Source organism: Hydrogenophaga sp., from assembly GCF_051007235.1.
Taxonomy (GTDB): Bacteria; Pseudomonadota; Gammaproteobacteria; order Burkholderiales; family Burkholderiaceae_C; genus Hydrogenophaga.
Window position 1 is genome coordinate 1 of record NZ_JBPCSJ010000294.1, and the last position, 11,423, is coordinate 11,423.

The 11,423-nt window shown below is 68.7% G+C and carries 11 protein-coding genes and 2 tRNA genes; 1 reads left to right on the forward strand and 12 read right to left on the reverse strand.

What is annotated here, in order from left to right; genetic code table 11:
* From ACR2JA_RS10400 to ACR2JA_RS10445, 10 genes are all read right to left on the reverse strand, one after another.
* Positions 1-400, reverse strand: a 400-nt coding sequence (locus tag ACR2JA_RS10400) for a phage tail protein (RefSeq protein WP_434009012.1), incomplete at its 3' end; no start/stop codon positions are given.
* A gap of 20 nt (positions 401-420) precedes the next feature.
* A complete protein-coding gene (locus ACR2JA_RS10405; RefSeq protein ID WP_434009013.1) occupies positions 421-2,388 on the reverse strand; it encodes a phage tail sheath C-terminal domain-containing protein in 1,968 nt (655 codons plus the stop codon).
* 31 nt (positions 2,389-2,419) lie between these two features.
* Positions 2,420-2,860: a phage tail protein gene (locus ACR2JA_RS10410; protein WP_300457480.1), complete on the reverse strand. Its 441-nt coding sequence runs from the start codon at positions 2,858-2,860 to the stop codon at positions 2,420-2,422.
* 33 nt (positions 2,861-2,893) lie between these two features.
* On the reverse strand, positions 2,894-4,690 hold the full coding sequence (locus ACR2JA_RS10415) for a phage tail sheath subtilisin-like domain-containing protein (protein ID WP_434009014.1): 1,797 nt from the start codon (positions 4,688-4,690) through the stop codon (positions 2,894-2,896).
* 43 nt (positions 4,691-4,733) lie between these two features.
* A complete protein-coding gene (locus tag ACR2JA_RS10420; RefSeq protein ID WP_434009015.1) occupies positions 4,734-5,519 on the reverse strand; it encodes a hypothetical protein in 786 nt (261 codons plus the stop codon).
* Positions 5,516-6,115, reverse strand: a complete 600-nt coding sequence (locus ACR2JA_RS10425) for a DUF4255 domain-containing protein (protein ID WP_434009016.1) — start codon at positions 6,113-6,115, stop codon at positions 5,516-5,518. Before ACR2JA_RS10425 ends, ACR2JA_RS10420 begins: the two co-directional genes overlap by 4 nt.
* A complete protein-coding gene (locus tag ACR2JA_RS10430; protein ID WP_434009017.1) occupies positions 6,115-6,441 on the reverse strand; it encodes a hypothetical protein in 327 nt (108 codons plus the stop codon). Before ACR2JA_RS10430 ends, ACR2JA_RS10425 begins: the two co-directional genes overlap by 1 nt.
* Before the next feature lie 279 nt (positions 6,442-6,720).
* Entirely contained in the window at positions 6,721-8,145 is a 1,425-nt protein-coding gene (locus ACR2JA_RS10435) for a sigma-54 interaction domain-containing protein (protein ID WP_434009018.1), read from the reverse strand.
* Between the two features lie 266 nt (positions 8,146-8,411).
* Positions 8,412-8,488: transfer RNA gene (locus ACR2JA_RS10440), tRNA-Arg, on the reverse strand.
* Positions 8,489-8,561: 73 nt separating this feature from the next.
* A tRNA-Pro gene (locus ACR2JA_RS10445) sits at positions 8,562-8,638 on the reverse strand.
* A gap of 439 nt (positions 8,639-9,077) precedes the next feature.
* Here ACR2JA_RS10445 and ACR2JA_RS10450 point away from each other — a divergent pair.
* Positions 9,078-9,530: a hypothetical protein gene (locus ACR2JA_RS10450; protein ID WP_434009019.1), complete on the forward strand. Its 453-nt coding sequence runs from the start codon at positions 9,078-9,080 to the stop codon at positions 9,528-9,530.
* Here the strand turns inward: ACR2JA_RS10450 and ACR2JA_RS10455 are convergent.
* Positions 9,514-10,773 (reverse strand): acyl-CoA dehydrogenase family protein, encoded by a 1,260-nt coding sequence (locus ACR2JA_RS10455; protein ID WP_434009020.1) that lies wholly within the window; start codon positions 10,771-10,773, stop codon positions 9,514-9,516. The genes ACR2JA_RS10450 and ACR2JA_RS10455 overlap by 17 nt on opposite strands.
* Positions 10,774-10,817: 44 nt before the next feature.
* Positions 10,818-11,423 (reverse strand): phosphotransferase (locus ACR2JA_RS10460; RefSeq protein WP_434009021.1); only part of this gene is annotated, 606 nt, incomplete at its 5' end.

An 11,423-nucleotide genomic window follows, 5' to 3' on the forward strand; every position in this document is an offset into this window, starting at 1 on the left:
TCTGCAGGTCCAGCAGGGCGATGCGCACCGTCAGGCGATGGGCAAAGGCGCCGTTGGCGCGCGCGGCGTCGGTGCGGGCACCGGCGAACAGGCCCCACCAGCTCCAGAGGTCGCTGGCGCGGGTCATGCCGCGCCGCAGCACCACGGTGGCAAAGCTGACCTGCCCGGCGCGCTGGTGGGCGCCGTAGTTGGCGCCGCCTTCCTTGATGGTCTTGGGTTCCATGGCCGCTTCCAGGCCCGAGACTTCGGCGAAGGAGCCCTGGCACAGCGGCTCGCAGCTGCGGTCGTCGCTGCCACCGCCGCGCGCGGCGATGGGCTCGCGGGTGAACTCCACCACGAAGCGGTTGCCGAACAGCGGGGCCACAAAACCGTCGTTGGCAGGGCTGGTGGGTTCGGCCATGGTGCGGTTCCGGTGGGCGTTCAGGCTGCGTTGGCAAACACCGGGGCGGTCCCGGCTTCGCGCAGGTTCAGCACCACCACGATGCGCTGCACCGGCTGGGCCGGCTGCAGTTCGATGCGCACGATCAGGCGGCCGCTGTCGATGTCACTGGGCTGCATGGTGTCGCGGCCGCAGCGCACGTCGAACGGCGTGCCGTCGCTGGACAGCGCACCGGCGCTGAGCAGGGCGCGCATCAGGTCGTTCAGGCGGTTGCGCACGCGCGCCCACAGGTGTTCGCCGTTGGGTTCGAAGGCAAAGTCGTCGCCCGCGCGCTGAGCGGCCTGCACCACCACGTTGAGCAGGCGCCGCACGGCGGCCTGGCGGGTGCGCGGGTCGCCCGAGCAGCTCACGTCGGACAGCAGTTGCGGCCCGCGCGGGCTGGGGCCGAGCAGGCACACGCGTTCGGCCAGGGTCAGCGTGCCCAGCGGGGTCCAGGCGGCGTCCTGCAGCACCTGGCTCCAGGGCACGACGGGTGTGCTGTCGTGGTAGCGCAGCAGGGGGCGGGTGGCGGCCGACCGGTAGGCGCCGCGTTCGAGCGCGCTGCGGGCCAGCACACCGGCCAGGCTGCCTTCGGGTGCTTCGATGCCGCCGGGCGTGTCGGCGCTGTCGGCGGTGCGCAGCCAGGGGTAGGCCAGCTGCAGGTGGTCGCTGAGCAGTGCGCCGCCGCCGGTGCCGGTGTCATGGCCGTCGCGGACCAGCCAGCCGGGGGTGCGTGCCATCCAGTGCACCCACTGCGACGGCGCGGGCAGGTCGCGCCCGTCGCCCAGCAGGGGCAATGAGGCGATCAACTGCACATCGCGCCGGCCGTGGGCGCGACCGGGGTTGTCCAGCAGGTGCAGCGCACGGAGCAGCAGCTGGCGCCAGACTTCCAGCCCGCGGGCGTTCAGGCGCGGCGGGGCCACGCGCCGGCCCGCTGCCTGTGTCTCGGGCGGAGCTTCGGCCACGCAGTCCACAAAACGTTCGAGGCTGCTGGCCACCTCGGCCGGTGGCACGGCGCTGGTCAGTGGCTGGGCGCAGGCGTCCAGCAGATCGGGCAGCACGACCAGGCTCACATCGGGCAGGCCGTACACGTGTTCCAGGCCCACCCAGTCGGCGGCGGACAGCGCGGGCGGCGACGCGCTGCCCTGCAGGCCCACCGGCATGCCCAGCTTGACCTGCCGGCGCACGCCCGGCAGCTGAGGGCAGCGGTCGGTGTCGTCGTCAAACCCGTGGCTTTGGCCCGCTTGCGGGAAGCAGGCGGCCCAGCGGCCCACGGCGGTGTCGTACAGGGCGCTGGGGTCGCCGGTGCGCACCACCCAGGCGCGGCGGCCGCCTTCACCAAAGAAGGCGCGCAGCGCCACCCCCAGCGCGGTGGCGACCACGGGGTCGTCGGCGCGCACGTTGCGGTCGCGCACGCCGCGCTGGTCCCAGGCGAACAACTGGTCAAAGGCGTCGAAGCCGTCGATCTGCAGCGGCAGGTTCAGCAGGCGCTGCACCCGTTCCCAGGCGCTGAGTTCGTCGCCCACCAGCAGCCGGCCGGGTGTCAGTTCGCGCTGGTGCAGGTCGTCCAGCAGCACCTCGGGCAGGGGGCTGAGTTCGCGGCAGGCCTTGAGCAGGCTGGCCCAGCGCGGCGCTTGTGCGCTGCTGCCGGTGTGCTGGTCCAGAAAGTCGGCCAGGGCCGCGCGCTCCAGTGCACTGCTGGCCTGGGCGAGCAGGCTGTGTGCGAAGCGGGCCGGTCCGTCCAGCGCCACGCGCAACCGGGCCAGTGGCAGGCCGCCCACGCTGTGCACCTGGTGCGATTGCAGCCAGCGCTGCAGCACCGCCGGCAGGGGCTGGGGCCCCGCCGGCACCGCCAAGCGCCGGCGAGCCACCGTGCCGACGAAGCACGCGATGTCGCTGCGCAGCGGGTGCGAGGCCACGGTTGGTGCGAGCTCGAAGCTCAGCCCGGGGCGGCGGCGGGTGGTGGACATGGCGGCGTGGGGTGGTCGGGATCGGCAGCGTTCACTCGACCTGGTAACCCTCGCAGGAGAGCACCAGCTCTTCCATGGCCACATCGCCGCCGCCCTTGCCGGCCAGCGTGGGGCCGGTGTATTTGAGCGGCATGGCGTTCTGCAGCCGCCAGGTGGCCACCGGGCCGCTGCGCGCTTCGTCCTGCAGGTGGATGACCACGGTGCGCTTGGCCTTGTAGCCGTCGGTGCGGGTCTGTTTGATCCAGTCGAACAGGTCTTTGCTGCCGACCAGGCCGCGCTTGAGCGTGACGTCGCCCACTTTGTGGATGCCGGGGATCTTGCGTACGTGGTTTTCGGCGTCGGTCCCGTTGCGGTACTCGGCCACGGTCATTTCGGTCACCAGGCCCGACACGTCGGAAAACCCGGCCACCACGCCCGTGCCCAGGTCCACCTGGAAGTTGAACGCACCGTAGGGGGTGTCGCGTTGGATCATCTTGAGGCTCCTCTATGCGTGGACGACGGGGGATCAGCTCTTGGCGTCGGCCGTTTTCTGGCCGATGCGGAAGATCACGAATTCGGCGGGCTTGACCACGGCCACGCCGACCAGGCAGATCAGCCGGCCGTTGTCGAGGTCGTTCTGGGTCATGGTGGTGCGGTCGCAGCGCACGAAGAAAGCTTCTTCGGGCTTGCTGCCCAGCAGGGCGCCGTTGCGCCACTCGTTGTAGAGAAAGTCGGCGATCGTGCCGCGCACGTTGGCCCAGAGCATCTCGCCGTTGGGCTCGAAAACGGCCCACTGGGTGCCGCGGTCGATGGAGGCGCCGATGTAGTTGAAGTAGCGCCGCACGTTGAGGTACTTCCACTCCGGGTCGCTGGAGATGGTGCGTGCGCCCCAGACCCGCAGGCCACGGCCTTCGAGGTGGCGCAGGCAGTTCACGCCGATGGGGTTGAGCAGTTCCTGCTGGCCGAAGTTGACGGCGGGTTCGAACCGCAGCGCGCCACGCACCACCTCGTTGGCCGGCGCCTTGTGCACGCCGCGTTCGATGTCGTTGCGGGCGTAGATGCCGCACACATGGCCCGAGGGGGGCAGGGCGATCTCGGCCGGCTGGTTGCTGTTGGGCCCGGCCAGCGGGTTGGACGCGACGATCCACGGGTAGTAGAGCGCCGCACGGCTGGAATCGACCAAGCCGCGCAGCTCGCGCATCTGGCCCGGGGTGACGCTGGGCGGCGCATCGAGCACGGCCATGCGGTAGCGCCGCGGGTCGGCCACGTGGGTGAGCAGCGCGTCCTGGATGGACTGGTAGGTGCCGGGCGATGCCTCGGAATAGAAAGCCGAATAGCCCGGCGCGGCGACGATGGACACGTCTTCCAGACCGACCAGGATGCCCAGGGCCTCGGCGTAGTCGTCGGCATCCGGCGCAGCGCCGTCGGCCCCGCCGCTGAGGGTGTAGACCTTGCGGGGCTCGGCGCCCTCGCTGTCGAGCTGGCCGCCGCCAAAGGCGGTGAGCAGTTCCACCACCGTGGGCGCGGTGGCGCCGAATTTCAGGGCCACCGGCTGCACCAGCTGCGCCGCGCGGGTGGACGGTTTGTCGGCCAGCGCGCTGCCGATCCAGGTGGCGCTGGTGCTGGCCAGCGTGAGGTCGTTGAAGCCGGTGTTGTCGCCGCTGGGGGTCTGGACGCTGACGTTGAACCCGAGCAGCACGACGCTGTGGGTGCTGTCCAGGTCGTCGACCAGGTTGGTGATGGCCGGGGCGGCGGGCGGGTTCAGCTGCGTCCAGGCGCCCGCGGCCTTGGTGAACACGCCCACGCTGGCGCCGGTGGCCTTGGTGTGCACCCGCACCGCGCTGCCGTTGGGCAGGCCGGCCAGTGCCTGGGCACCCGTGGGTGTGCTGCCCTGCTGCACGGTGACGGTGGCGCCGTTGAAGTGGCTGCCCACAAAACGCGCCTGGAACCAGGCTTTTTCAGCGCCCGGTGCGGCACCCGCCACCACCGGTGTGCCCACCGCACTGGCCGCCGTGGCCCCGCTGCCGGTGGCCCGTACCACGTACAGGCGCGCGCCGCCGTTGTTGAAGAAGGCTTGCGCCGCGTGCGCGAGGTAGTGGCGGTTGTGGGCCGGGTCCGTGTCGCCGGTGAAGGCGAGGTCGTCCAGGCCGCCGTAGGTGCGCTCGAAATCGGCAAAGCTGGTCAGCAGCTCGGGCGCCACCCCCACCGGCCCCTTGCGCGTGGGGCCGGCAAAAGCGCAGGTGCTGGTGCCCACGCCCTCGATGGATTTGGAACGGAAGCTGACTTCCTCGACGTAAACACCGGGGGCTAGGTATTCGGGCACGGTTGATCTCCTTGGGGGGTCGCAGGGTTGCCGATAGGGTGGTCTAAGGCCATGTCACCAGGTCCGTTCGGCGCCGGCGGGTGCCAGCTGAAAACAGCTGCTCACCCGTTGCCACAACCCTGACGTCGGCATGACCGTCGGTGCGGCGCTGCAGGATCAGCGCCGGGTCGGGCGAGGGGAACTCGGTGTCGGTGCTGGGGCGCACCACGCTGCGGTCCATCACCAGCGTGAGCACGACTGGAAATTCGCGCGTGAGCCCGGCCGGCGGGCCGGCCAGTGGCAAGAAGGGCGGGGCCGAGACGATCACCACCAGGGCTTCGCCATGCCGGTCGGTGAAGCTGCGGCGCAACGGCAGGCCCGGCAACGCGGGCTGGGCTTCCACCAGCACATTGGCCAGCCCGGTGGCACTGCCCGTGATTGCCACCTTCAGCCGCAGCACGGCCCAGGCGCTTTGCAAGGGCATGCCCGCCGCGGGTGTCAGGCGCACCACGACCGGCTTGAGGGCGTTGTCGGCGTCGTCCACAGTCTCCGCACCGTCGGTCAGCCAGCGCGGTAGCGCCAGGCCGATGCGCTGGGGCAGGTAGCGTTGCGCCGGGTCCTGCACGTTCAGCATGAGTTCGCTGCGGGCGGGGCGGGCCGGTGGGTTGTCGACAGCGCGGGTGTAGGCGTCCTGGCCGTCCACCTCGCGAAGCACGTAAAAGCCGCTGCGGTTGCGCAGCACCTGAACGCCCGGTGCGTGGATCTGCAGCGGCGAGAGCACACGGGTCTCGCTCAGGTCGTCGATGAATTCGATGGCGCCGAAGACGCGGCGCTCGATCAGTTCGATCATCGGGCGGCCTCCACAACGGCATCGGCATCGTCGGTGAGCGCGATGCGCGTGGCCACCACCGGCTGCGCGTCGGGCTGCGGGTCCAGATCGAGCACGACGTTGCGCGCCACGTAACCCAGCGACGGGCGCAGCGGCGGCACCAGCACCTGCCAGAGCTTGCTCAGGTCGTCGAGGCTGAGGTCTTCGGGCGAGAGCGTGACCAGATCGCCCGGGCCGAAACCGCTGCCGTCCGCGAAGACGCTGCGGTCGAGCACCGGGCGCTGGTGCAGCTCGCGCAGGGTCCAGGCCAGCAGGCCTTGTTCCTTGAGCGCGGTGTCGCCCCAAACGGAGATGAGCAGGTGCAGGTTGACCGTGAGCGGGACCGGCCTGCCCAGCGGCAGGGTGGCGGGCGGGCGGTTGCGCAGGTGTTCGTTGTGCGAGATGCGGTAGAGCAACAGCGTGACCTTGGCGTCGGTGCCGTCGAGCTTTTTGAGGTCGGAGACGCCCAGGGGTTCGAATTTGCAGCTCACGCCGCTGATGGGGCGCAGCTGGTAGGCGCGCGAGAGCACCTGCGCCAGACCGCTGGTGATTGCATAGAGGCCGGTGATGCTGGCCATCAGTGCATCCTCGGCGGTGGTGTGTGCCGCGGGGCCGGGTGGCTCGCTTCCCAGGGGCATTGCGCCAGGGCCTGCAGTTGCGCGTCGTGCGCCGCATCGGCCGTCGGGCGGCGGTAGCGCACACGGCCATCGGCGGCCCGGTGGGCCTGCACCAGGCCCAGCGCCTGCAGGTGGTCCAGCGCCGACATCACCACCGGCAAGGGGGGCGATGTGCGCGCGTCGAGCAGCCACCAGCGGGCAATGCCCTCGGCCGTGTCACACGCGTTGGGGTGACGCCAGAGGTAGTGGGACAGCTGCTGCACGGTGTGGGCGGTGTCTGGGTTCATGGGGACAGGGACCCCGGGGTTGGTCATCTCAGCTTTGCAAGCTCGGTGCCAGACAGGTGGTTCGTGCAAGTGCTTGATTTCGTGCGCTTTCTCACGCGGCAACCGGTCGGAAGGAGGACAAATTTGTCCATGCATCCAAGCGGTGAAAAGCGCCGGAGGCCGCGCCACACCTCGGTTTTTGACGCCAGGACAAATATGTCCTGCTGTTTGAAGCAGGCAACGGCCGAAAAAAAGCCGTCGGCGTGCCGACGGCTTTTCCTGCAGAGGGGTGCTCAGTGTTCAGTGCGGCTGTGCCGCCAGCGCTCCACCCAGAAATTCGCCCGACTCGATCTTGTATTTGCGCATCAGCTCAAAGAAGGCGCGGCGGTTCTTCTTGGCGGCGCGTGCGGCGTGGGTCACATTGCCGGCGTGCGAGGCCAGCAGCTGTTCGATGTACTGGCGCTCGAACGCTTCCACCACGCGGGCTTTGGCTTTTCGGAAGGACTCGTCCTCGCTGTTCACACAGATGGCACCGTGGGGGCTGTCGAGCTCAATGTCGTCGGCGCTCAGCCGCTGCGTGGCCGACATCAGCACCGCGCGGTCGATCACGTTACGCAGCTCGCGCACATTGCCGGGCCAGTCGTGGGTCAGCAGCTTCTTGAGCGCCGCGGGCGAAAGCGAGGGCAGCGGCAAGCTCCATTGTTTGGCCGCGCTGCGCATGAAATGCATGGCCAGCGGCGGGATGTCGGCGCCGCGTTCCCGCAACGGGGGCAGGTGCAGCGACAGCACATTCAGGCGGAACAGCAGGTCCTGTCGGAAGCCGCCGCGCGCGGCCAGTTCGGCGGGCGTGCGGTTGGTGGCGGCGATCACCCGCACGTCGGCGTGCATCACCTGGTTGGAGCCGACGGCCCGGTATTCCTTTTCTTGCAGGAAACGCAGCAGCTTGGCTTGTGCAGCGCAAGGCAGGGCGTCGATTTCATCGAGGAACAGGGTGCCGCCCTCGGCCTCGCGCACGAGGCCGGCGCGGGCCGCGTGAGCATGGGTGAACGCTCCTTTGGCGTGTCCGAACAGCTCGGCCTCGATCAGTTCGGTGGGGATGGCACCGCAGTTGACCGCGACCCACGCGCTGCCCGCGCGCCGCGACAGGTAGTGGATGACGCGGGCGCAAACCTCCTTGCCGGTGCCGGTTTCGCCCAGGATCAGCACGCTCGCGTCGTAGCGCGCGATCACCGGCAGACGCGCCACCTGGCGGGCAAACGCCGGGCTGTCGCCGATCAGGTCGTGCAAGGCGGGTTGGAACGGACTGTGCAACGCCACATCGTCCGGGGCATCGCACAGACCCAGCGCACGCCGCAAGCGGGCGTCGAGTTCAACCGGAGAGATCGGCGCGCACATGAAGTCGCCCGCGCCGGCATGAGACAGCGCACCGAGGTGCTGCGCGTCGAGATCGATCCCCACGGCCAAGGTGGCGCACGCCGGGGCCTGCTTTTTCAGCCGTGCGAGCTGTTGCACCGCGAGCGCGACGTCGTCGGGGCCCACCAGCTGGATGAGCAGGTCGTGCTGCCCGAGCGCGGTGTCGAACGTACCCACGCTCAGGCAATGCTCGCCGACATGGATGGACCGCAGGGTGTCCAGCAGGGTCAGGCAGGTCCCGCCGTCGGGATCGCTGCTGCACACCATGACCACTGCGCGTGCGCAGGGCGCCGAAATCGGATGCCGATCCATGACCTCCTCCTTCCATCGTTGTCGCCGTCCCATGCACTGCATGGCCCCATCCCCAGCGTGGGTGCACCTTGCTCGGTGTGCCCTGTGCCGGCCATGCAGGCCCTTGGTTGTCGGCCCGCTCGCGCAACGCGGGGCTGTCGCTGCCAAAGGCGTGCCCGTTGAAGACGGCGCCCGCAGCTTAGACCCACGGCTGCGGTGGCGTCAATTCGCTTTGGAGGGGGAAGACAGCGTGCGTATCCCTCAGGCATGGGGCGCGCGTGGATGGATGGCCTGCCCGGAGGGACTCGAACCCCCGACCTGCTGCTTAGAAGGCAGCTGCTCTATCCGGTTGAGCTACGGGCAGATGGGCGCGCGGGCGGTCAAGGACCTGCGGCACATAGACAAAAGGCCCACGAGGTGGGCCTTTTGTTGAGGGGTGGTCGGAGCGGCGGGATTCGAACTCGCGACCCTCTGCTCCCAAAGCAGATGCGCTACCAGGCTGCGCTACGCTCCGACAAGACCGTGATTGTACCCGGTGAAATCTCGGGCTTTTGGGGAGACGCAAAAGAATGCACTCGCCGGTGCGTGCGGTGCCTGGTGGAGGTGCGCGTGCCGTGGTTGAACCCGGTCTTGAAGGGCCTGTGCGTACCAAAGGTCTTGCGCGGACACGTACCATTCGCATTCACAGCCACCGCACCCCCGCCATGTTTCAACGTTTTCGTCAGATGTTGTCGAGTCGTCCGCCTGCCGAAGGCGATGGGGGTGCTGTGGCGCACTGGGCCACCGGGCAGTTTTTGCAGCACCGCGTGCTGGGGCCCCACCAGTTTGATGTGTCAGGTCGCCTGCACGATCGTGCGTTCCGCGCCGAATGTCTGGCCTCTTCGCGTTTTTACATCCATGGGTTGGAGTTGCGCGCGCGGGTCGACCTGGGTTTGCCGCCCAGTGGACATGTGATGGTGATGTCCCGCGTGGTCAGGACGGCGCTGGAGGCGCAGGCCGACAAGATCTACCAGCGCTCGGTGGACACCGCACAGACCGCTGCCCACGAGTTGCCGGAAGAGGTGCGCTGGCTCTCGCTGTTCCGCTCGACCCAGTGGAAGGGCGTGGACGAGCGCTTCTGGTCGCGCTATGCCGTGCTCACCGATGCACCCGAACTGGCCCAGCGCTGGCTGGACAGCGAAGCCCTGGACTATCTGATGGCCGGCACCAGCGACGCGGCCGCCCAGGTGCCGGTGCTGGTGATGTTGATGCGCGGCCGGTGTTACCTGCGCGTGCAGATCAACCCGCATGCCCAGGGGGCCGACGCGCTGCTGGCGCTGGAACTGCTGACCCACCTGAGCGAGCGGGCCTTGCGCCTGGCCGCGCGCTCGGGTGTGCTGGACGGCTCGCTCAGCAGCCCCGGGTAACGGGCATCTCCACCTCGCCCTTGAGGGCGACGTGTTTGGCCAGTTCCAGCTTGGCAATGGCCACGCGGTGCACCTCATCTGGGCCGTCGGCCAGGCGCAGGGTGCGCTGGTTGGCGTAGCTGTAGGCCAGCGGGAAGTCGTCGCTGACACCGCCACCGCCGTGGGCCTGGATGGCCATGTCGATGATGTCGCAGGCCATGTTGGGTGCCACCACCTTGATCATCGCGATCTCGGCCTTGGCCACCTTGTTGCCGACGGTGTCCATCATGTACGCGGCCTTGAGTGTGAGCAGGCGCGCCATTTCGATGCGGCAGCGCGCGTCGGCGATGCGCTCGTGCCACACCGATTGCGCCGACACCGGCTTGCCGAACGCCACACGGCTGTTCAAGCGTTTGCACATCAGTTCCAGCGCACGTTCGGCCGCGCCAATGGAGCGCATGCAGTGGTGGATGCGGCCCGGGCCGAGGCGGCCCTGGGCGATCTCGAAACCACGACCTTCGCCCAGCAGCAGGTTTCCGACCGGGACCCGCACGTTTTTCAGCAGTACTTCCATGTGCCCGTGCGGTGCGTCGTCGTAACCGAACACGGAGAGCGGCCGGACCACGGTCACGCCGGGCGTGTCGGCGGGCACCACGATCATGCTCTGCTGCGAGTGGCGTGGCGCCTCCGGGTCGGTCTTGCCCATGACGATGTAAACCTTGCAGCGCGGATCACCCGCGCCCGACGACCACCACTTGCGACCGTTGAGCACGTAGTGGTCGCCGTCTCGTTCGATGCGGCACTGGATATTGGTCGCGTCCGACGAAGCCACCTCGGGTTCGGTCATCAGGAAGGCGGAGCGGATCTCGCCCTTGAGGAGCGGCTCCATCCATTCGTCTTTGATGGCTTCGCTGGCGTAGCGCTCCAGCGTTTCCATGTTGCCGGTGTCGGGGGCTGAGCAGTTGAAGACCTCTGCCGCGAAGGGCACACGGCCCATGATTTCGCACATCGGTGCGTATTCCAGGTTCGACAGCCCTTCGGGCGCCCGCGGGCTCTTCGGCAGGAACAGGTTCCACAGCCCGGCGGCGCGGGCCTTGGGCTTGAGTTCTTCGATGATGGTGGTCGGGATCCAGGCATTGCCCTTGGCCCGGTTGGCCGCGATCTCGGCGAAAAAGCGCCCTTCGTTGGGGTAGATGTGTTCGTCCATGAACGCCAGCAGGCGCTGGCGCATGTCCTTGACCTTGTCGGTGTAGTCGAAATGCATGGTGTTCCTCGGGTGGTGGGGTCTGGATGTCGGGTGGGAAAAGCTCAGGCCTGTTGGGCGAAGCGCCAGGCCATCTCGGCCAATGGTCGCGCGCCAGCGGCGGACGTCACCGCCTGCGCGCTGGAAGCGGTGCCCGTTTCGACCCGCTTGGCGATGCCTTGCAGGATGGCCGACAGGCGGAACAGGTTGTAGGCCAGGTAGAAGTTCCAGTCGGCCTTGAGCTGCTCGGGTGTGGCAAAGCCGGTGCGCTCGCAGTAGCGGGCGATGTACTCGGCCTCGGTCGGAATGCCCAGGGCCTGCACGTCCAGCCCGCCGATGCCCCGGAAGGCGCCGGGCGGGATGTGCCAGGCCATGCAGTGGTAACTGAAGTCGGCCAGCGGGTGGCCCAGGGTGGAGAGTTCCCAGTCGAGGATGGCGAGCACGCGCGGCTCGGTCGGGTGGAACATCAGGTTGTCCAGCCGGTAGTCACCGTGCACGATGGACACCAGCGATTCGTCGCGCGCCATGGCCGGGATGTTCTGGGGCAACCACTCCATCAACCGGTCCATCTCGGGAATCGGCTGCGTGATGGACGCGACGTACTGCTTGCTCCAGCGGCCGATCTGGCGCTCGAAGTAGTTGCCCGGCTTGCCGTAGTCGGCCAGGCCGAT